The following is a 20,647-nucleotide window of genomic DNA, read 5'->3' as shown; positions in this document are numbered from 1 at the left end:
ATGACCCGCTTCGGGGTCTCCTGGCAGCTCAACCTCCCCTGATGCCGGGCAACCGTGGTCATGCGACTCGTGCCGGTCGCCTGGTGAACGGGGCGTTCACCAGGCGACCTCCAGCGCGGTCATGCCGTACACGACGCTGAAGGAGCGGAAGTTCGTGCCCGCGTCGGCGACGCGCAGTTCGGGGAAGCGCTGGAGCAGGGCGGGGAAGGCGATGCGCATCTCCATGCGGGCCAGCGGGGCGCCGAGGCAGTGGTGTACGCCGTGGCCGAAGGCGAGGTGGCCGGGCGCGCCCCGCGTGATGTCGAACGTGTCGGCGTCGGGGAGGAGTCCGGGGTCGCGGTTGGCGGCGGGCAGCGAGCAGATCACCAGTTCGCCCGCCCCGATGGCCTGGCCGCCGATCTCGACCTCGGTCGTCGTGATCTTGGTGGTGCCCGAGTGCACGATGCTGAGCCAGCGCAGCAGTTCCTCGACGGTGGCGTCGATGCGCTCGGGCTCCTTGCGCAGCAGTTCGAGCTGGTCGGGGTGGCGCAGGAGGGCGAGCGTGCCGAGGGAGAGCATGTTGGAGGTGGTCTCGTGCCCGGCGAACAGCAGCAGGCCGCCGATGCCGACCAGCTCGTCGGTGGTGAGGTCGTCGCCGTGCTCACGGACGAGCATGCCGAGCAGTTCCTCGCCGGGGTCGGCCTGGATGCGGTTGACCAGTTGCTCCATGTAGGCGCGCTGCTCGAACTGCATGCGCAGCCGCTGATCGCCCGGCACCGTCATGTCCAGCATCCTGCTGGTGCGGTACTGGAAGGTGTCGCGGTCCTCGTACGGCACCCCGAGCAGTTCGCAGATCACCAGCGACGGGATGGGCAGCGCGAACGACGACACCAGGTCGGCGGGTGCGCCGGCGGCCTCCATGGCGTCGAGGTGGTCGTCCACGATGCGCTTGATCCGCGGTTCGAGCCGGCGCATGCGGCGGATGGTGAACTCGGCGGTGAGCATCCTGCGCAGCCGGGTGTGCTCGGGCGGGTCGACGCCGAGCAGGTTGCCCGCGCGCACCTTGGCCAGCTGTTCCTCGGTCATCTTCGGCGATCCGGGCAGCCGTGCGATGCCCTGGGGCGCGATCCTGAACCGCTCGGAGTCGCCGAGGACCTCGCGTACGTCCGCGTAACGGGTCACGAGCCAGGCTTCGTCGCCGAACGCCGTCGTGATGCGCTTGACCCGCTCGTCGTCGCGCGCGGCCGTCAGCTCCGGCGAAGGGCCGAACTCCACCCGCCGCATGTGCAGTGGGACCGTCGAGGACTTGCCCATAAAACCCCCTGGATAGTCGCGGTATCGCGAGAACCGTAACAACCGGGGCGGGCGCCCTCTAGAGCGATCATACGCATATACGTAAATGTTCTCCCTGCATCGCCCGGCGAAATATACGTTTCACACCTAAGATCCCTTTTGCCGCCCAGTGGGGGATGCCGATGATTTCTGCCCGGTAGCGATTACTTTGTCCGCGTACGGGAGTCTGCTCTCCGTACGAGCCGGTCCCCCGGCACCCGCACTCACAGCAGGAGAGCACCCCACGATGACGAAGCACGGCAAAGACGTCTGGCCGCTGATCCACGCCGAGCGGGCGGCCCTCGCGGCGGATCTGGCGGATCTGGCCGACGAGCAGTGGGCGACGCCGTCGTTGTGCGCCGGGCTGACCGTGCGCGAGGTGCTCGCCCACCTCGCGTCCGGGGCGAGCCTCACTCCCCTGCGGTGGCTGGCGGGCGTGATCCGCTGCAGGTTCGACTTCGACAAGCAGGTGGCCATGCGGCTGGCCGAGCACCTGGGCGCGACCCCGAAGGACACGCTGGACGGCTTCCGGCGCGCCGTCACGAGCACGACCTCGCCGCCGCTCCCCGCCATCGCGATGCTCGGCGAGACGATCGTGCACGGCGAGGACATCCGCCGGCCGCTGGGCATCCGCCGCGACCACCCCATCGGTACGCTCACCCGCGTGGCGCGCTACTACCAGGCCTCCGATCTCGTCGTGCTCGCCAAGGGGCGGATCGGCGGTCTGCGGCTGGCCGCGACCGACGGTCCTTTCGCCACCGGCTCGGGGCCGCTCGTCTCCGGCGCCACGCTGGCGCTGGTGATGGCGATGACCGGGCGCGCCGCCCACTGCGACGAGCTCGACGGCGACGGCGTCGCGACCCTGCGCGAGCGGTCGGGGTGAGTGGCGGGCTCAGCCCAGCGCCGCGCCGATGGCCGTCATGATCGGGATGGACAACCCCGTGGTCAGCAGTACGGCGCTGCGGGCGAGCCGCCGTCCGGTGTCGTACGTGACCGCGTACACGTAGATGTTCTGCGCCGTGGGCAGTGCCGCGAACAGGGTCGCCGCCAGCAGGTCACCGCCCTCCAGCCCGAGGGCGAGGCGGGCGGTCAGGTAGGCGATGCCCGGCTGGGCGAACGACTTGAGCGCGATCACCAGGAAGACCTCCTTCCCGACGCCGCCCTCGCCGGGGGTCGCGGGCGCGCGATGGGAGCCGTACAGGCTGAGGCCGTACGCGAGCAGCGCGACGGGCACGGCCGCGCCCCCGAGCAGCTCGATCGGACGCATGAAGGTGACCGGCAGCGACGTTCCGGTCAGCGCGAACGCCAGCCCGAGCAGCGAGGCGACCGTGAGGGGGTTGCGCAGCGGGAGCAGCAGCGCCGCACGGACCGACCTGGCGCCCTTGTCGAGGACGAGGAAGGAGACGGGGGTGAGGACGAGGATCTGGAAGAGCAGGATGGGCGCGACGAGAGCGCCGTCGCCGAGCACGTAGATGGAGATGGGGATGCCCAGGTTCCCGGCGTTGACGTAGGAGGCGGCGAGCACGCCGATCGTCGTCTCGCGCCGGTCCCTGCGCCAGATCATCCGCGCCACCAGCACGTACGCCAGCTGCACGCACGCGACGGCGACGATCTGGGTCAGCAGCACCGGCGAGAACAGCGAGCCCAGGTCCGCCCGCGACACGGTGGCGAACATCAGCGCGGGCGTCGCCACGAAGAACGCCAGCCGCGACAGGACCAGTTCGTCGCTGGCCCGCAGCAGTCCGCCCCAGCCGACGAGATAGCCGAGCACGGCAACGGACACCAGAGCGACGAACGCCGCGACAACCCCCGACAAGCCATAACCTCCGAAAACTGGACATCAGGAGCGTATCCGGACTGCCCCGGCAACGGTGACCGACCGGAGGTCTACGCTGTGCGCATGCGCGTAGTGGTGATCGGCGGCAGCGGGCACATCGGCACCTATCTGATTCCCCGGCTCGTCGCCGCGGGCCACGACGTAGTGGCCGTGAGCAGGGGCAAGCGGGAGCCCTACACCCCGCACGCCGCCTGGCGCCGGGTCGAGCAGATCACCGTCGACCGGACGGCGGAGGAGTCCGGCGGCACGTTCGGGCGGCGCGTCGCGGAGCTCGGCGGCGACGTCGTCATCGACCTGATCTGCTTCACGGAGGACAGCGCCAGGCACCTCGCGCAGGCGCTGACCGGCCGGGTGCGGCACTTCCTGCACTGCGGGACGATCTGGGTGCACGGCCCCAGCATGCGGGTGCCGGCGACCGAGGACCTGCCGCGCCGGCCCATCGCCGAATACGGCCGGCAGAAGGCCGCGATCGAGGCCTACCTGCTCGACCGGGCGCACCGTGACGGCTTCCCCGCCACGATCATCCATCCCGGCCACATCACCGGGCCGGGCTGGGTGCCGGTCAACCCGGCGGGCAACGTCAACCCGGCCGTCTTCCAGACTCTGGCCGACGGCGCCGAGCTGGCGCTGCCCAACCTGGGCATGGAGACCGTCCAGCACGTGCACGCCGACGACGTGGCGCGGCTGTTCATGGACGCCATGGCGAGCCCGGCCGCCGCCAGGGGCGAGACCTTCCACTCGGTGTCCACCACCGCCGTGACGTTGCGCGGCTACGCCGAGGCGGTGGCGGGCTGGTTCGGGCAGGAGGCGCGGCTGACGTACCTGCCGTGGGAGCAGTGGCGGACCACGGTGACGGAGGAGGACGCCAAGGTGACGTACGACCACATCGCGCACAGCCCGCACTGCGGCATGGAGAAGGCGGCGCGGCTGCTGGGCCACCGTCCCCGCTACACCGCGCTCGATGCCGTCTCCGAGGCCGTCGACCGGCTGGTCGCGGCGGGCACGATCGTCGCCGCGACCTGACGGGTCAGCTGGTCAGCGGACCGAACTCCTTGCGCGTGTCGATCACCTCGCCGAACAGCTCCCACCGTTCGCCCTTGAACTCCATGAGCTGCATCGACTCGATCGGGAACCCGTCTCCCTGCCCGGTGTCCATCGTCACGCCTGGCAGCAGCATGTCGACCGCGATGCCCTTCATGTTGCGCACGGAGTCACGCAGGCCCTCGCGGGTCGGGCAGGCGGCCGCCTCCATGGCCTTGTGGAAGCTGGCGGCCACGGCCCAGCCGAAGGTGTGGTACGGCACGTTGGGGTCGGCGCCCGGCGCGTACCGCTCCATCTTCTGCTTGTAGAGCTTCATCTCCGCGTCGTCCTGCCACGTCGGGTCGTTCGGGTCCTTGTAGTACGTGCTGGACACGACGCCCTGGACGTTGTCGAAGCCGACGGGCTTCAGCACGGTGATCGAGGCGGCGACGTTGTTGACGATGTGCAGCGGGTTCCACTTCGTGTTCTTGGCGTCGGCGGCCAGCGCCTGCGAGCCGAACTTGGGCGTCGTGACGTTCAGGATCACGTCGGCCTTCGACTGGGCGAGGTTGCGCATCTGCGGGTCGACGCTGGGGTCGGTCACCTCGTAGCTCTGCTCGGCCACGACCTTGATCTGGGTGCCCTCAATGGCCCGTTCGAAGCCGCCGAGCAGGTCCTCGCCGAAGTCGTCGTTCTGGTAGAGGACGGCGACCGTGGCGTCCGGCCGCTCCTGCTTGAGGTACTGGGCGTAGACGCGGGCCTCGGAGATGTAGTTGGGCTGCCAGCCGATGGTCCACGGGTGCTCGGTGTCGGCGCCCCACTTGGAGGCGCCCGTGGCGACGAAGATCTGCGGCACCTTGCGCTGGTTGGCGTAGTCCCAGGTCGCCGTGGTGGAAGGGGTGCCGAGCGTCTGGAACAGGGCGAACACCTGCTCCTGCTCGACCAGCCTGCGCGCCTCCTCGACGGCCTTCGGTGGCTGGTAGCCGTCGTCGCGGACGACGAACTCGACCTTGCGCCCGCCGATGCCGTTCTTCTCGGCGTTGACGTAGTCGAAGTACGCCTTGATGCCCTTGGGGATGTCCCCGTAGGCGGAGGCGGGGCCGGACAGCGGGTAGATGCCGCCCAGCTTGATGCTCGTGTCGGTGATGCCGGTCGTCTGCTGCCCCTGGCACTGGCCGCCCGACGTGGCCGTGCCCGTGGCACCGCCCTGGTCCCGTCCCCCGCATGCGGCGACGGCGAGCAGGAGCAGCGCCGTACAGCCGATCGCAGATAGTCGCATCCCTCTTACTCCTTCCGGGGAATCTTCCTGATCAAGCGCCCGGCCAGCCCGGCCAGCCCTGTCGGGGCCACGTACATCACCGCAATGATCAGCAGGCCGAAGATGACGCCGGGCGCGGCGTCGTTGATGTCCTGTGCGATGCCGGGCACGAACATCACGAACAAGCCCCCGAGCACCGGGCCGGACAACGAGCCGAGCCCGCCGACGACCAGGCCGGCCAGCAGCGTGATCGACAGGTTGACGGTGAACGAGTCGGGCGAGACGAACCCGATCACCCACGTGTAGAGGCAGCCGGCCGTTCCGGCGAACATGGCGCTCCAGGCAAAGGCGAGCGTCTTGTGCACCGACAGCCGCACGCCCATGACCTCGGCCGCGCCCTCGTTGTCCCTGATGGCGTGCAGCGCCCGGCCGACGCGAGAGCGCAGCAGGCCGACGCAGAGCAGGAACGCGGCGACGGCGACGACCAGGGTGAGGAAATACAGCCACTGGTCCTCGGCCAGCCCGCTCCACGCGGGCGGCGCGGGCTTGGCGAGGGTCAGCCCCATCGAGCCGCCGGTCAGCTCCTCGAACCGCTTGAGCAGGGGGACGAGGAAGATCGCGATGGCGAGCGTCACGAGCGCCAGGTACAGGCCGCGCAGCCGCATGGCCGGCACCCCGAACGCCAGGCCGAGCAGGAACGCCGCCCCTGCCGCGACGGGCAGGGTCAGCGGGTACGGCAGCGCCCAGCGGTCGAACAGGATGGCGGCCGTGTACGCGCCGACGGCGAAGAACGCGCCGTGGCCGAGCGAGATCTGCCCGGCGTGCCCGACCAGCAGGTTCAGCCCGAGCAGGGCGACCGCGTAGACCAGCACCATGGTGAGCTGGAAGACGTGGAACGGCACGAGCTGGAACGGCGCGTAGCAGGCGGCCGCGGCCAGAACGGCCGCCGCGGCCCACTGCCGGCGCGCCGACCGCCACCACTCGGCGGGCCGCGGCGGTGTGGGCGGCGCCGCGGTCCGCTCCTGGGCGGCGTCCGTCTGCGGGGGATTGCTCATGCCCGCTCCACCACCGCTCGCCCGAACAGGCCCTGAGGCCGCAGCAGCAGCACCCCGAGGATGATCACCAGCGGCACCCCGACCTTGAGGTCGGATCCGATGAACCCGACGTACGCCCCGGCGAGCGTCTCCGCGACGCCGACGATCAGACCGCCGACGACCGCGCCCACCGGGCTGTCGAACCCGCCGAGCGTGGCCGCCGCGAACGCGTAGATGAGGACGCCGCCCATCATGTTGGGTTCGAGGAACAGCAGCGGCGCCACCAGCACCCCCGAGACCGCGCCCACGGTCGAGGCGAGCCCCCACCCGAGGGCGAGCGTCCAGCCCACCCGGATGCCGACCAGCCGCGCGGACTCGGGGTTCGCGGCTACCGCCCGCATCACGAGGCCGATCTTGGTGTGCCGGAACAGCAGGTACAGCAGCCCCATGACGACGCCCACGACGGCCAGCACACCGAGCGTGGACAAGCCGATGCTGATCCCGCCCGCCTCCAGCGCGCCGGCGGGGAACGGGTTCGGGAAGTCCTTGATGAGGAACGTCCAGATCCACCCGGCGGCGGCGTTGACGAAGATGAACAGCCCCACGGTGACGATCACCAGGGTCAGCTCGGGGGCGCCCTCGACGGGCCGGATGATGACCCGTTCGATGAGCATCCCGCCCGCGAACGACACCGCCAGCGTGAGCACCAGCGCCAGCCAGAACGGCAACCCGGCGGCCGTGAGCTGCCAGGCGATGTAGGTGGAGAACATGGCCAGCTCGCCCTGGGCGAAGTTCACGATGCCGGTGAACTGGTAGATCAGCACGAGGGCGAGGGCCAGGCTGGCGTAGATGGCGCCCGCGCCGAGCCCCTGGACGAGCTGCTGCAGGAATCCGGCCATCGGCTACACCCGGTACCCGAGGTAGGACTGGGCGACCTGCTCGTCGGCCCTGATCTCCTCCGCCGTGCCCGACAGGACGATCCGCCCGGTCTCCAGGACGTGCGCCTGCTGGGCGATGCCGAGGGCGAGATGGGCGTTCTGCTCGACGACGACCACGGTGGTTCGCTCCTCTGCGTTGATGGCCTGGACGATGCGGAACAACTCCCGGGTGACCAGCGGGGCCAGACCGAGCGACGGCTCGTCGAGCAGCAGCAGCCGGGGGCGCGACATGAGGGCTCGGCCGATGGCCAGCATCTGCTGCTCGCCGCCGCTGAGGCTGCCCGCGGCCTGCTTGAGCCGGGTCTTCAGCACCGGGAAATAGCCGTGGATGCGGTCGAGGTCGGCCTCCAGCTCGGGTCCGCGTCTGCGGACGTAGGCGCCGAGCCGCAGGTTCTCCTCCACGGTGAGCGGCATGAACGTGCCGCGCCCCTCGGGGACGTGGGCGACGCCCTGGCGGGCGAGCGTGTCGGGCGGGCGCCCGGTCAGGTCGGCGCCGCCCAGGGTGACCGTGCCGCGCGCTTTGATCATGCCGGACAGCGCCCTGAGCAGCGTGGTCTTGCCCGCGCCGTTCGGGCCGAGTATCGCGCAGATCTCGCCTTCGCCGACGGTCAGGCCGACGCCGTGGAGCACGCGGGCGTCGCCGTATCCGGCCGTCAGGTCCTTCACCACCAGGTGGGTCATGGCGCGGTCCCCAGGTAGGCCTCGATGACGCCGGCATCGCGCTGCACCTCGGCGGGCGGCCCTTCAGCGATCTTGCGGCCGAAGTCCAGGCAGACGATGCGCTCGCAGATCCCCATGACGAACCCCATGTGGTGCTCGACCACGATCACGGTCAGGTCGTGCTCGGTGCGCAGCGCGTTCAGCGTGCTCGCGAACTCCTCGACCTCGGCCGCGTTCAGGCCGTTCACCGGCTCGTCGAGGAGCAGCAGCCGGGGGCGGCCGATGAGCGCGCGGGCCAGCTCGACCCGCTTGAGCGTCCCGAACGGCAGCCCGGTCGCCGGATGCCCGGCCACCCCGGTGAGACCGAGCCGCTCCAGCACCCCGTCCGCGTCGGCGAGCAGCGTACGCTCCTCGCGGCGCACGCCCGGCAGCCGCAGCCCGGCCGACAGGAAACCGGCGCGGCCCCGGTGGTGCGCGCCGACGAGCACGTTGTCGCGTACGGACAGGCGCGGGAACAGGCCGAGGTTCTGGAACGTCCTCGCGATGCCGAGCCCGGCGATCGCGTGCGGGGCCACGGCCGTCAGGTCGCCGCCCTCGTACGTGATCGTTCCCGAGCCGGGCTCGTACCGCCGGGTCAGGCAGTTGAACAGGGTGGTCTTGCCGGCGCCGTTCGGCCCGATGAGCCCCACCATCTCGCCGCGCCCCACGCCGAAGCCGACGCCGTCCAGCGCCGTGATGCCCCCGAAGCGAACGGTAAGATCGTGTACCTCCAGCATCCGGCCTCCTGGAGAACAATGTTCTGAAGTTGGGCTCAGCGTAGGATCCGGCCGTGAAGCGCCGCATTGGGCACGGTGACCCAAGATGTTTCAGGCGAGTTGTCCTCTGAGCACAGCGTGGGTCTCATACCGGTTACGCCCGTTGACCGCCCGCCGATGGCCATGGATCATCCCGGCATGTCCAGTGGTTCCAGCACGGAAACGCTCACTGGTGCGGAGGCGGTCCGCGCGCAACGCAACCGCATCCTCTCCGAACTGCTCGGCGACCTCCAGTCCCTGGCCGCCGCCGCGGTCGCCACCATGCGGGACGAGATCCCCGCCTACGCGGCGCAGAGCCCCGACTTCCACGCGGACGTGCGCGACCAGGTGGTCAAGCACTACCGCGCCAAGCTGGCCGTGCTCCTTGAGGAGCGCACGGTCACGTTCGAGGACATCGCCTTCACCCGGCGGGCGTCGATGCGCAGGGCCAGGGCGGGGGTGGAGCTGGCCGACTACATCAACGCGTTCCGGGTCGGGCAGCAGGTGTTCTGGCAGTCGGTGGTGGACCGGGCCGGGCACACGCCGGCCGGCCGGGAGGCGGCGCTGTCGCTGGCGTCCCCGCTGATGCGCTACTGCGACTTCGCCAGCACGCACGCGGCCAACGCGTACATGGAGTTCCAGCAGTACGCCGCAGCCGAGGCGGTCCGCGAGAGCCGCGACCTGCTGGAGACGCTGCTGGCCGGTGGGGTGCCGACGCGCGGCAGGGAACTGGCCGCGGCGCAGGCGCACGGCCTGGCGGCCCGCACGCAGCTGCTCGTCGTGGTCGCGGCGCTGGCCGGCTCGCCTTCGGCGGTGACGACCGGCCCCGACCGGGGGGCCGACGCGCGCCACGCGGCCTGCGCGGCCATCGCCAGGACCGGCGGCAACGGCACGCGTACGCTCTCCGTCGTACGCCAGTCGGAGATCGTGGCGATCCCCGTGCTCGGCCCCGGCGCCGACCCGGGAGGGCTCTGCGACCGGCTGCAGGAGGTGCTGGAGGGCCTGGCGGGCGAGGGCGTCCGGCTGGCCATGGGCGTCAGCACCGTGGCGGCTGGCCCCGCGCAGATCCCGCAGGCCTACCAGGAGGCCAGGGCGGTGCTGGACTTCGTGCCCGAGGAGGGCGGCGTGGCCGCGCTGCCGCGGATCACGCCGTTCCAGTATCTGGCGCTGAAGGCCGACGACACCGCCCGCCATCTGGTCGACCCGCGCATCACGGCGCTGCTGTCGGAGGACCGCGCGCGCGGCGGCGTGCTCACGGCCACGATCAGGGCGTTCGCCGCCGCCGACCTCAACCTGCGGGCCGCGGCCGAGCGGTTGCAGATCCATCCCAACACCGCCCAGTACCGCATGCGGCGGATCCAGGAGCGCACCGGGCGGAGCCTGCGCTCCATCAGCGATCTCGTCGATCTGCTCGTCGCGATCGCTCTCCAGGACTCCCTCCCGACCAATTCCGGCCGGGAAAGACTGGCCACCGCGACCAATGAGGGGCGTGGGAGAGCGGACGTACGGTCTTTCCATGAACCTCGCTGACCGGCTCCTCACCACCGCCGAGCGGCTCGGTGGCAGAGCGGTTCTCACCCTGGACGAGGCGGAGCTCACCTACGGAGGGCTCGAGGAGCTGAGCGCCCGGCTCGCGGGGCTGTTGCGCTGCCGCGGGATCGGTCCGGGCGACCGGGTCGCGATCATGTTGCCCAACGTGCCCGAGTTCGGCGTGGTCTACTACGGGGTGCTGCGGGTCGGAGCCGTGGTGGTGCCGCTCGACCCGCTGCTGAAGCGCCGCGAGATCGCGGCGTACCTCGGCGACTGCGGGGCGCGGCTGCTGATCGCCTGGCACGCGTTCGCGGAGACGGCGGAGGCGGGGTCGGCCGGGACCAAAGCCGACTGTTTCTTCGTCGTGCCCGAGGAGTTCCGCAGGCTGTTGCGCCAGGTCGCGCCCGACCGCGACGTCGCCGCCACGCGCGACGACGACACCGCGGTCATCCACTACACCTCCGGCACCACCGGGCGGCCCAAGGGCGTGGAACTGTCCCACGCCAACCTGGCGGTCAACGCCGCGACCGTGGCCCGCATGCACGCGCTCGGCGTGGACGACGTGGTGCTCGGGGCGCTGCCGCTCTACCACACGTTCGGCCAGACCTGCGCGCTCAACGCGACCGTGCAGGCGGGCGCGCGGCTGACGCTGCTGCGCCGCTTCGAGGCGGGCCGCGCGCTGGAGGTCATCAGGCGCGACGGCGTGACGGTCTTCCAGGGCGTGCCGACCATGTTCATCGCGCTGCTCGACCATCCCGGCGCCTCCGACCTGTCGATGTTGCGGGTCTGCGCGTCCGGCGGGGCGGCGCTGCCGCTCGACGTGCTGCGGGCCTACGAGACCCGGTTCGGCTGCGAGATCATCGAGGGGTACGGCCTCAGCGAGACCTCCCCCGTCGCCGCGACCAACCGCGCCGGCCACCACCGAAGGCCCGGCTCGATCGGCTGGCCCATCAGGGGCGTCGAGATGAAGATCGTCGACGAGGACGGCGCCGAGGTCCCGCCCGGCGAGATCGGCGAGGTCGTCGTCCGCGGCCCCAACGTGATGAAGGGCTACTGGAACGACCCCTCCGCCACGGCCGAGGCCGTCCGCGACGGCTGGTTCCACACCGGTGACCTCGGCCGGGTCGACGAGGACGGCTACTTCTTCCTGGTCGACCGCCGCCGCGACGTGATCATCCGCGGCGGCTACACGGTCTACCCGCGCGAGGTCGAAGAGGTCCTGTACGAGCACCCCGCCGTGCGCCAGGCGGCGGTGTACGGCGTGCCGCACCCGGAGCTCGGAGAGGAGATCGAGGCGGCGGTCGCCCTGCGCGCGCCGGTGACCCGCGAGGACCTGCGCGACTTCGTCAAGGAACGGGTGGCCGCCTACAAGTACCCCCGGCGGTTGTCGTTCGTGGACGAGCTGCCGTTGAGCCCCACGGGTAAGATCCTCAAACGGGCGCTCACCCGTACGCCATCAGGTGGCTGAACTACGGGCGGTTCAGCCGTACGTCCCGAGGACGTACGCGCCCGGCACCAGCGCCACGGTCAGGGCAACGGCCCACCAACGGGGCGCGGGGCCGTTCTTCAGAACGCCGACGCCGAAGGGCACCAGGGCGACGGCGAGCCCGGCCAGGGCGGCCAGCGAGATCGGGTCGCTGGTGCCCTTCAGCACGCCCAGCGGCAGCGCCGACCCGAGTGCCAGCGCCACGCACCTGAAGGTCCCGAGTGCCTTGGAGCGGTAGGCGCCGATGGCGAGCACGACCCAGCCGGCCATGATGCAGACGCTGACCGCCTTGAAGACGTGGAAGGCGCCGTACGTGTCCGCGACCGCCCGCCGGGCCGCCTCCAGCCCGAGCACGTCCACCAACTGGAAGGCCAGATGGCTCACCCCCGCGTGGAAGACCCGCCCGAACAGCCCGAGCGCGACCAGCGTGGCTCCCCACCGGGCCAGGCCGGGGTGCGTGGCGGCGATGCGCCGGGCCAGCCCGGTGGCCGCCGGCCACAGCAGCACGACGCCGGCGGTGAACAGGGCGTAGGACACGGCCATCCGGCCGGGATCGGCGGCGTAGGCGGCGAGCTGGCCGGGGAAGAAGTCGTCCTCGCCGATCCTGGCGAGCGCCCCGGCGATGAGGAGCGGCGGCCCGAGCACCGCCCCCGTGCCCTCCACCCAGCGGCCGGGAACCATCCGTGTGATCGTCACGCCGTCCAGTGAACCGGCGGCGCGGCCCGCGCACACGGGTGCACGGGCGAGACCCCGTGGTGGAGCCTGCGCTAAGTCCGTCAGGTGAAGGGTCGGGCGACGTGGTCGAGGGTCTCGTTCATCACGTCGATGAGCGTGCGGGACTCCTGCTCGTCGCTCCACAGGTGCGCGGCCAGGCGCAGCCCCACCAGGAAGGCCGCCGCCATCACGGGGGGCGGCACGCCGCTCTCCCGCTCGGAGAGCGCCTCCGAAAGGTCGCGTTCGAGTGCGGCGTGGTTGGCGAGCTGGCGGGCCAGCAATGACGGGTGCTGTCGGGCCAGCCGGGTGCGCTGCGCCCATTCGCGCTCGGGCTCGCCCATCTCCTGGTAGAGCTCCTCGGTCGCGCCGCGCAGCGCCTGCCAGGCCCTGAGCGCGGGCGGCTGGGCGCGGACCTTGCGTACGAGGGTGCGGAAGCGCTGCTCCTCGCCGTAGAGGACCGCGTCTTCCTTGCCCGCGAAGTAGTTGGAGAACGTGCGGCGCGAGATGTTGGCCGCGTCGGCGATCGACTCGACGGTGACGTGGTCGAGCCCGTGCTCGACCACGAGCCGGAGCGCGGCCTCGTGCACGGCCTGCCGCGTCGCGGCTTTCTTGCGCTCACGCAGCCCCACCGTGGTCTCCATAGGCCGCTCACTCTACCGTCCGGGAATATATGCTCAATGAGAAAAGTTGCCCACTCGGCATCTATTTACCCGAGACCTTAGGGGAGGTCGCGCGTGAGCGCACCCACGGCTCCGGCTGCTCCGGAACCGATGACGCACCGGCAGATCATGGAGGCCCTGAGTGGGCTGCTGCTCGTGTTGTTCGTCGCCATGATCAGCGCAACCATCGTGTCGGTCGCACTGCCGCAGATCGTCGGCGCGCTCAAAGGCACCCAGTCGCAATACACGTGGGTCGTGACCGCGTCGCTGCTCGCGTCCACGGCGTCGACGCCGATCTGGGGCAAGCTGGCCGACCTGTTCAGCAAGAAGCTGCTCCTCCAGATCTCCATCGGGATCTTCATGGTCAGCTCGCTGGCCTGCGGGTTCGCCCAGGACACCGCCCAGCTGATCGCCTTCCGCGCGCTCCAGGGCCTCGGCATGGGCGCACTCCAGGTGCTGGTGCAGGTCGTCATCGCGGCGATGATCAGCCCGAAGGACCGCGGCCGGTACAACGGCTACCTCGGCGGCGTCATGGCCGTCGCCACCGTGGCGGGGCCGCTGCTCGGCGGGCTGATCGCCGACACCTCCTGGCTCGGCTGGCGCTGGTGCTTCTTCATCGCGGTGCCGTTCACCGTGATCGCCTTCTTCATGCTGCACAAGACGCTGCACGTCGCCTCCGTACGCCGCCTCGACGTCAAGATCGACTACGTCGGGGCCACCCTGATCGCAGCCGGCGTCAGCGTCCTGCTCATCTGGGTCACCTTCGTGGACAACTCGTTCGCCTGGCTCTCCTGGCAGACCGCCGCGATGGCCGGCGGCGGCGCGCTCCTGCTCGTGGCGGCCACCTGGGTCGAGTCGGTGGTCAAGGAGCCCGTCGTGCCGCTGCACGTCGTACGCCGGCGCACCCCCGCGCTCGCCATCATCGCCAGCCTCGCGGTCGGCATGGCCATGTTCGGGGGCTCCGTCTTCCTCGGCCAGTATTTCCAGACCGGCCGCGGCTACAGCCCGACCGAGGCTGGACTGCTCACCATCCCCATGATGCTCGGCGTGCTGATCTCCTCGACGATCAGCGGGCGCATGGTGTCGCGGAGCGGCAACGTCAAGCCGTACATCGTGGTCGGCTCCATCGTGCTCACTGTCGGCTTCCTCGGGTTGTCCACGATCGACCACCAGACCCCGCTGCTCCTCATCGCCGGCGCGATGGTGCTGGTCGGCGCCGGGGTCGGCATGTCGATGCAGAACCTCGTCCTAGCCATCCAGAACACCGTCCCCCTCAGCGAACTGGGGGCGGCCAGCGGCGCGATCACGTTCTTCCGCTCGCTCGGCGGCACCATCGGCGTGTCCGTGCTCGGCGCGGTCCTCGCCAACCGCGTCACGGCCGGCATCAACGAGGGGCTGGTCAAGGCGGGCATCGACCCGGCCAAGGCGGCGGCGGGCGGCACCGGCACACTCGACATCCAGGCGCTGCCTGAGCCGTTCAAAACCATCGTGAGCACCGCCTACGGCGACGCCACCGGCCGCATCTTCCTGATCTCGGCGGCCATCGCCGTGGTCGGCGTGATCGCCGCGCTCTTCCTCAAGCCGGTCAAGCTCCGCGACAGCCTCGACCTGCCGGCCCCCGAACAGCCGAAGGAGCCTGTCGCGCGATAACGGCGCGCCCTGACCGGCGGGTGCCGGCCGGTCGGGTGAAGGGAGACAATCGGATTCGTGCAGTTCGGCATCCTGGGCCCGCTCGTGGTGCGCTCGCCGGACGGCGGCGAGGTCGCAGCCGTCGGCCCCCGCCCCCGCGCCGTGCTCGCGATGCTGCTGCTCGACGCGGGCCGGCTGGTCAGCGTCGAACGGCTCATCGACGGCCAGTACGGCGACCGGCCGCCCTCCGGGGCCGCCAACGCCGTCCAGGCGCAGATCTCCCGCCTGCGGCGACGCCTTCCCGGCGGGCTGATCGAGTTCCACGGGTCCGGCTACCGGCTGGCGGTCTCGCCCGACGACGTGGACGCCCACCGCTTCGAACGGCTCTCCAGGCAAGGACGCCGGCTGCTGGCCGCAGGCAGGCCCGCGCCGGCCGCCGCCGTGCTCGGGGAGGCGCTCGACCTGTGGAGAGGCCCGGCGCTCACCGACGTGGCCGACGCGCCGTTCGCCGGTCCGCAGGCCGTACGGCTGGAGGAGCTGCGCCTCACCGCCACGGAGGACCTGCTGGAGGCAGAGCTGGCCCTGCCCGAGGGCAACCCGGTGGCGGCGCTGCGCGAGCTGGTCACGGCGCATCCGCTGCGCGAACGTCCGCGCGGGCTGCTGATGAGGGCGCTGTACGCGGCCGGCCGCCAGGCGGAGGCGCTGGCCGTCTTCGACGACGTACGCCGGCTGCTGGCCCGCGAGCTCGGCGCCGACCCGTCACCCGAGCTGACGGCGCTTCACCTGGCGATCCTGCGGGGGCAGCAACCCAAGGAGCGCCCGGCCCGCACCGGCCCGCCCGCGCAGCTGACCAGCTTCGTGGGGCGCGAGGACGAGCTGGCCCGCCTGGCGACCCTGCGCGCCACCCGACTGGTCACGATCGTCGGTCCCGGCGGCACAGGCAAGACCCGCCTGGCCGTCGAGGCGGCCACCCGCCGCGCCGGCGAGACCTGCTTCGCCGACCTGTCCCTCGCGGACGTCCCGCCGCCCGCCCGTCATGACGAGGGCGGCGAGCGGGCCCGGCCGGTGGCGCAGGCGGTGCTCGGGGCGCTCGGGCTGCGGGAGCCCGCGCTCCCGGCGCCCGCTCCACCCGACCCGGTGGAACGCCTGGTGGCGGCCCTGGCCGGGCAGGATCTGCTCCTTGTCCTCGACAACTGCGAGCACGTGATCGACGAGGCCGCCGCGCTGGCCCGCCGTCTCCTGTCCGCCTGTCCCCGCCTGACCGTCCTGGCCACCAGCCGAGAGCCGCTGGGCATCACCGGCGAGCATCTCGTCACCCTCGGCCCCCTGCCCACCGCGCCGCTCACGACCGACCTACCGCGGGGGTCCGCGGGCGAGGCGCTCGGTTACCCGGCGGTCCGGTTGTTCGCGGACCGCGCGGCGGCCGTACGGCCCGGGTTCGTGCTCACCCCGGGCAACCTCGACGCGGTCCTGCGGATCTGCGCGGCGCTCGACGGCCTGCCGCTGGCCATCGAGCTGGCGGCGGCCAGAGTCCGTACGTTCTCCGTGGCGGAGATCGCCTCCCGCCTGGCCGAGCACGGCAGGTTCCGGCTGCTGTCGCGCGGCGACCGGACGGCGGCGGCCCGCCACCAGACGCTGTACGCGGCCGTCGAGTGGAGCTGGAGCCTGCTCACCCCGGGAGAACAGGCGCTGGCCAGGCGGTTCGCGGTGTTCGCCGGCGGCGCGGACGCGGCGGCGGTCGAGCGGGTCTGCGCCGATCCGGCGGACCCGGCCGACCGGGCGGAGCTGGCGGATCTGGTGGACAAATCGCTGGTCGAGAGCGACGGTGAGCGCTGCCACATGCTGGAGACCATCCGGCTGTTCTGCCTGGAGCGGCTGGCGGAGGCCGGCGAGGAGGACCGGCTGCGGCAGGCCCACGCCGCCTGGTTCCTGGAGCTGGCCCGCCGCGCCGACGACCACCTCTGCGGGTCCGAGCAGCTGCGCTGGCTGGCCCTGCTGTCGGCCGACAACACGAACCTGCAGGCGGCGCTGCGCTGGAGCGTGACCCATGACAGGCCGACGGCCTGGCGGCTGGTGGCGGCGCTGGCGATGTACTGGTGGCTGAGCGGCCGGCGCGGCCAGGCCACCCGGCACGCCGTCAGGCTGCTCGACTCGGCCGCCGCGGGGCCGCCGGCCGGGCTTGAGGAGGAGTACGTGCTGGCCGTCCTGCACGCCGTACCCGATGCCGGGTCGCCGCACTGGGAGCGGGCGCGCACGATCGTCGGCTCGCTGGACGGGCCGATGCGTCACCGCTTCGGCGTGGCGCTCTGGGGCATGTTCACCGGCCCGCCGCGGGAAGGGACCGAAGGGCGGCGGGTGCTGGGTTCCGACCCGTGGAGCCGGGCGCTCGAACGGCTGGGCGCGGCGCTGCTGACGCTGGTCGACGGCTCCGTCTCCGAGGCGGAACGCCGGCTGGAGTCGGTGCTCGCGGACTTCGGCGCGCTGGGCGAACGGTGGGGTACGGCGCAGGCGCTCGACTGGCTCGCCGTGATCGCCGCCTGGCGCGGCGACTGGGCGCGTGCCATGGAGTTGTGGAAGCAGGCGATCGACCGGCTGGAGGAGCTCGGCGCGCTGGACGAGCTGGTGGACGTGCTGGGCAGGCGGGCCGACGCGCGCCTGCGGGCCGGCGACGTGGAGGGCGCCCGCGCCGGCTACGAGCGCGTGGGCGTGCTCGACCGACGGTTGGGCAGGCCGGAGCTGTCAGCGTGGGTGCATTTCCGGCTGGGGAACCTGGCCCGGCTCGAAGGGAATGCCGGCGAGGCGTCCAGGCGGCTCGGCGCCGCGCTGGCCGGGGCGGGATCGCACGGCTTCACGGCCACCCGGGCGCACGTGCTCACCGCGCTGGGCCGTCTCGCCGAGGACACGGGCGACGTGTCCGAGGCGGCCCGCAGGCACGAGCAGGCGCTGGCCTCCGTGCTGGAGTCCCCGCTGGCCGCCGACCTCGCCGACGTCGCCGAGGGCCTCGCCGGTCTCGCGCTCGTCATGGGCGGGCGGGCGCCCGGCGCGGAACGGGCGGCGGAGTTGCTGGGTGTGGGGGTGGCGCTGCGGGGCACGACCGTCGCCGGCGACCCCGACGTCGCCAGGGTCACCGCGTCCGCCACGGAGGTGCTCGGCCCCGAGGCTTTCGCGGCGGCGTTCGCCAGGGGTGCGTCCATGAGCGCGGAGAAGGCGCGGGAGGCGCTGCGCGCGGCCGCTCTCCCTCCCGGCTGACAGGCCAGGTCCGCCGTGTCAGCGGGTGGTCGCCCGGTTGTCAGCGGCGGAAACGAGGCTGCGGGGCATGCAGAACACCAGCGTCCTCATCTCCGGCGCGAGCGTCGGCGGGCCAGCGCTCGCCCACTGGCTCGTGCGCTACGGCTTCACCGTCACCGTCGTCGAGAAGGCCCCCGTCCTGCGCCTCGGTGGTCAGGCCGTCGACTTCAAGGGCGAGACCCATCTGAGCGTGCTGGCCCGCATGGGCATCCTGGACGACGTACGCCGCCTCCAGACCGGCGGCACCGACCAGGAGATCGTCGACGAGGACGGCAGGACGCTCGCGGTCATGCCGGGCGAGTTCAGCGGCGGCGACCTCGAGATCAGCCGTGGCGACCTGTCCCGGCTCCTGTACGACAGGACGTCCGCGGAGTGCGAGTACGTCTTCGGCGACTCGATCACCTCGCTCACCGAGACCGCCACCGGCGTGCACGTCACCTTCGAGCGGTCCGCGCCGCGCACGTTCGACCTGGTGGTCGGCGCGGACGGGATCCACTCGAACGTGCGCCGCCTCGCGTTCGGCCCCGAGTCCCGCTACGTCAGGCACCTCGGCCACCACTACGCCCTCGTCGGGGTCGGCGACGGTCTCGGCGCGCGGGCGATGATGTACAACGAACCGGGCAGGATGGTCGCGGTGGGCGGGCCGTCGGCGTTCTTCGTCTTCGCCTCGGAGCGGCTCGACTACGACCGCTACGACCTCCAGCAGCAGAAGGACATCCTGGCTCGCGTCTACGCCGGCATGGGCTGGCGGACGGCGGCCGTCATGGAGCGGGTGCGCACGTCGGACGACGTCTATCTCGACGCGATCGCCCGGGTCAGGATCGACCGCTACAGTGCGGGCCGTGTGGTGCTGCTCGGCGACGCGGCGTACGGCAACACGCTGGGCGGCTTCGGCACCGGCCTGGCCGTGGTGGGCGCGTACGTGCTGGCGGGCGAGCTGGCCGCGGCCGGCGGCGAGCACCGCGCGGCTTTCGCCCGGTATGAGGAGCAGCTGAGCGGTTATGCCAAGGTGGCCAGGAGCGGCAACGCGGGCCCTTTCCTGGCCCCGGCCACGCGCACGCGCATCCGGCTGCGCAACCTGATGTTCTCCTCGCGCTTCCTGCTGCGGACGATGCTGAAGCTGACCGACGCGTTCGCCACGGACATCGACCTCAGGGACTATGCGGGGGTGGGCCCGCGCTGAGACGCCCGACCCCTCCGTCGACGCGCAGGCGCGGCGGGCCGTCGATCAGCGGGATCGCGGCGTCGTCGGCGTCGATCTGCCAGTCCTGCACCGGCACGAGGCCGGGCCCGATCAGGTCGAACCCGTCGAAGAACCTCAGCACCTCGTCGCGGCCGCGGAACCTGCCCTGCGCGGGCGAGCCGGCCGTCGCCATCGTGAGCTGGGCGATCGCCTCGGGGTCGCTCTCCGCCATGGCGTGGGAGAGCACGAGGTGGCTGCCCGGCACCAGGTGTTTCCTGAAGGCGGCCACGATGCCGGCCGGGTCCTCGTCGTCCATGACGAAGTGCAGCACGCCCACCATCAGCACGCACACCGGCTGGTCGAAGTCGATCAGCCCGGTGACGTAGGGGTCGCTCAGGATCTCGGCCGGGCGGCGCAGGTCGGCCTGGATGCCCTCGACGCCGGGCGAGTCGGCGAGCAGCACCTGGGCGTGCATCCGCACCACAGGGTCGTAGTCGACGTAGATCACCCGGCAGGCGGGGTGCACCCCGCGGACGACCTCGTGGATGCTGGGCGTGGCGGGGATGCCGGTGCCGAGGTCGATGAACTGCCGCACGCCCTGCCGTGCCAGATGGCGCACCGCCTCCACCTGGAAACGGCGGTTGGCCCTGGCGACGAGGCGGGAGTCGGGCGCGACCGCGAGGAGCTTCTCCGCCACCGCCCGGTCGACGGCGAAGTGGTCCTTGCCTCCGAGCAGATAGTCGTACACCCGCGCAGAACTCGGAACATTCGGGTCCACACCGGGCGGAACACGTTCTAGCTCGGTCACTAGGGGCCTTCCTCCCTGCCTCATAGGACTTGCTCGTCATACTACTCGGGCGCTCTCGACCGCAGGCGACGGCGTACGGATCCGGACAAGGAGGTTTGGGCAGAACATGTTCTCGTCAGCCCGCTCCTCGGCCCCTGAAGCGCCGTGCTTCCCCGGTGGATCCGGAAATACAACCCGATGACCGATGCGCTTATGGCGCAAGCCTGTGCATGCTGGTGGTGACGGATCCGGCGTCAGGCCTGTTCCGCACCTGAGAGGAGTCGCGAGGGTATGGAGAACGTGGCAGGCCGCCCGACCGTGATCTTGGACAATGGCGTGGTCGGCAGGGTCATGCTGGCCCACCGGTCGCGGCGCGACCTGGTGCTCGTGCTCGGCATGGACGGCACCCTGCTCAGCTGCCAGCTCGACGACATCGCCTGCGTCGTCGGCGGCAAGCCGCTCTGCCGGGACGGCTGAGCGGCCGACCGGCCACGCCCCGCATGTGCGGCGGCGGCCACG

At 71.7% G+C, this 20,647-nt stretch carries 18 protein-coding genes; 8 read left to right on the top strand and 10 right to left on the bottom strand.

Going from position 1 to position 20,647, the window contains the following annotated elements; all coding sequences use genetic code 11:
* Window positions 1–96: 96 nt before the first annotated feature.
* The gene (locus GUY59_RS14220) at window positions 97–1,293 is read right to left on the bottom strand and encodes a cytochrome P450 (protein ID WP_138201118.1); all 1,197 of its coding nucleotides are present in this window, start codon (window positions 1,291–1,293) and stop codon (window positions 97–99) included.
* 265 nt (window positions 1,294–1,558) lie between these two features.
* Between GUY59_RS14220 and GUY59_RS14215 the strand changes: the two genes are divergently transcribed.
* Window positions 1,559–2,194: a maleylpyruvate isomerase family mycothiol-dependent enzyme gene (locus GUY59_RS14215; protein ID WP_138201119.1), complete on the top strand. Its 636-nt coding sequence runs from the start codon at window positions 1,559–1,561 to the stop codon at window positions 2,192–2,194.
* A 9-nt stretch (window positions 2,195–2,203) separates the two neighbouring features.
* Here the strand turns inward: GUY59_RS14215 and GUY59_RS14210 are convergent, their stop codons facing one another.
* The gene (locus GUY59_RS14210; RefSeq protein ID WP_138201120.1) at window positions 2,204–3,127 is read right to left on the bottom strand and encodes an AEC family transporter; all 924 of its coding nucleotides are present in this window, start codon (window positions 3,125–3,127) and stop codon (window positions 2,204–2,206) included.
* An 84-nt stretch (window positions 3,128–3,211) separates the two neighbouring features.
* Between GUY59_RS14210 and GUY59_RS14205 the strand changes: the two genes are divergently transcribed.
* Entirely contained in the window at window positions 3,212–4,171 is a 960-nt protein-coding gene (locus GUY59_RS14205; protein ID WP_138201121.1) for an NAD-dependent epimerase/dehydratase family protein, read from the top strand.
* Window positions 4,172–4,175: 4 nt separating this feature from the next.
* Here the strand turns inward: GUY59_RS14205 and GUY59_RS14200 are convergent, their stop codons facing one another.
* The 5 genes from GUY59_RS14200 to GUY59_RS14180 are packed head-to-tail and all read right to left on the bottom strand — an operon-like array spanning window position 4,176 to window position 8,834.
* Complete coding sequence (locus GUY59_RS14200; RefSeq protein WP_138201122.1) at window positions 4,176–5,447, bottom strand: ABC transporter substrate-binding protein; 1,272 nt, start codon at window positions 5,445–5,447, stop codon at window positions 4,176–4,178.
* A 5-nt stretch (window positions 5,448–5,452) separates the two neighbouring features.
* Window positions 5,453–6,481: a branched-chain amino acid ABC transporter permease gene (locus GUY59_RS14195; RefSeq protein ID WP_138201123.1), complete on the bottom strand. Its 1,029-nt coding sequence runs from the start codon at window positions 6,479–6,481 to the stop codon at window positions 5,453–5,455.
* Window positions 6,478–7,359, bottom strand: coding sequence for a branched-chain amino acid ABC transporter permease (locus GUY59_RS14190; RefSeq protein ID WP_138201124.1), 882 nt, complete (start codon window positions 7,357–7,359; stop codon window positions 6,478–6,480). Before GUY59_RS14190 ends, GUY59_RS14195 begins: the two co-directional genes overlap by 4 nt.
* A 3-nt stretch (window positions 7,360–7,362) precedes the next feature.
* Window positions 7,363–8,079 carry an ABC transporter ATP-binding protein gene (locus GUY59_RS14185; RefSeq protein WP_138201125.1) on the bottom strand — a complete coding sequence of 239 codons (717 nt, stop codon included), beginning with the start codon at window positions 8,077–8,079 and terminating at the stop codon, window positions 7,363–7,365.
* Entirely contained in the window at window positions 8,076–8,834 is a 759-nt protein-coding gene (locus GUY59_RS14180) for an ABC transporter ATP-binding protein (protein ID WP_132337176.1), read from the bottom strand. The genes GUY59_RS14185 and GUY59_RS14180 overlap by 4 nt, the downstream gene beginning before the upstream one ends.
* Window positions 8,835–9,011: 177 nt before the next feature.
* On the opposite strand from GUY59_RS14180, the gene GUY59_RS14175 reads away from it, so the two are divergent.
* Both GUY59_RS14175 and GUY59_RS14170 read left to right on the top strand, forming a co-directional pair.
* Window positions 9,012–10,382 carry a PucR family transcriptional regulator gene (locus GUY59_RS14175; RefSeq protein WP_138201126.1) on the top strand — a complete coding sequence of 457 codons (1,371 nt, stop codon included), beginning with the start codon at window positions 9,012–9,014 and terminating at the stop codon, window positions 10,380–10,382.
* The gene (locus GUY59_RS14170) at window positions 10,369–11,850 is read left to right on the top strand and encodes a long-chain-fatty-acid--CoA ligase (protein WP_132337180.1); all 1,482 of its coding nucleotides are present in this window, start codon (window positions 10,369–10,371) and stop codon (window positions 11,848–11,850) included. The genes GUY59_RS14175 and GUY59_RS14170 overlap by 14 nt, the downstream gene beginning before the upstream one ends.
* A gap of 12 nt (window positions 11,851–11,862) precedes the next feature.
* On the opposite strand, the gene GUY59_RS14165 is transcribed toward GUY59_RS14170, so the two are convergent.
* Together GUY59_RS14165 and GUY59_RS14160 are read right to left on the bottom strand one after the other, a co-directional pair.
* Window positions 11,863–12,564 (bottom strand): hypothetical protein, encoded by a 702-nt coding sequence (locus GUY59_RS14165; RefSeq protein ID WP_252374940.1) that lies wholly within the window; start codon window positions 12,562–12,564, stop codon window positions 11,863–11,865.
* Window positions 12,565–12,644: 80 nt separating this feature from the next.
* The gene (locus GUY59_RS14160; RefSeq protein ID WP_138201127.1) at window positions 12,645–13,223 is read right to left on the bottom strand and encodes a TetR/AcrR family transcriptional regulator; all 579 of its coding nucleotides are present in this window, start codon (window positions 13,221–13,223) and stop codon (window positions 12,645–12,647) included.
* A 147-nt stretch (window positions 13,224–13,370) separates the two neighbouring features.
* On the opposite strand from GUY59_RS14160, the gene GUY59_RS14155 reads away from it, so the two are divergent.
* The 3 genes from GUY59_RS14155 (at window position 13,371) to GUY59_RS14145 (ending at window position 19,341) form a co-directional block, all read left to right on the top strand.
* Window positions 13,371–14,891: an MDR family MFS transporter gene (locus GUY59_RS14155; protein ID WP_201760867.1), complete on the top strand. Its 1,521-nt coding sequence runs from the start codon at window positions 13,371–13,373 to the stop codon at window positions 14,889–14,891.
* 57 nt (window positions 14,892–14,948) lie between these two features.
* Window positions 14,949–18,119, top strand: a complete 3,171-nt coding sequence (locus GUY59_RS14150) for a BTAD domain-containing putative transcriptional regulator (RefSeq protein ID WP_138201128.1) — start codon at window positions 14,949–14,951, stop codon at window positions 18,117–18,119.
* Window positions 18,120–18,186: 67 nt separating this feature from the next.
* On the top strand, window positions 18,187–19,341 hold the full coding sequence (locus GUY59_RS14145) for an FAD-dependent monooxygenase (protein WP_138201129.1): 1,155 nt from the start codon (window positions 18,187–18,189) through the stop codon (window positions 19,339–19,341).
* Here the strand turns inward: GUY59_RS14145 and GUY59_RS14140 are convergent.
* On the bottom strand, window positions 19,310–20,173 hold the full coding sequence (locus tag GUY59_RS14140) for an SAM-dependent methyltransferase (RefSeq protein ID WP_201760862.1): 864 nt from the start codon (window positions 20,171–20,173) through the stop codon (window positions 19,310–19,312). The two genes, GUY59_RS14145 and GUY59_RS14140, sit on opposite strands and share 32 nt — an antisense overlap.
* Window positions 20,174–20,419: 246 nt before the next feature.
* Here GUY59_RS14140 and GUY59_RS14135 point away from each other — a divergent pair, with 246 nt between their 5' ends.
* Window positions 20,420–20,605 carry a hypothetical protein gene (locus GUY59_RS14135; protein ID WP_132337192.1) on the top strand — a complete coding sequence of 62 codons (186 nt, stop codon included), beginning with the start codon at window positions 20,420–20,422 and terminating at the stop codon, window positions 20,603–20,605.
* The last annotated feature ends 42 nt before the right edge of the window (window positions 20,606–20,647 follow it).

This window comes from Nonomuraea sp. K271 (assembly GCF_009908215.1).
Taxonomy (GTDB): Bacteria; Actinomycetota; Actinomycetes; order Streptosporangiales; family Streptosporangiaceae; genus Nonomuraea; species Nonomuraea longispora.
This window is presented reverse-complemented; position numbering and strand designations above follow the sequence as displayed.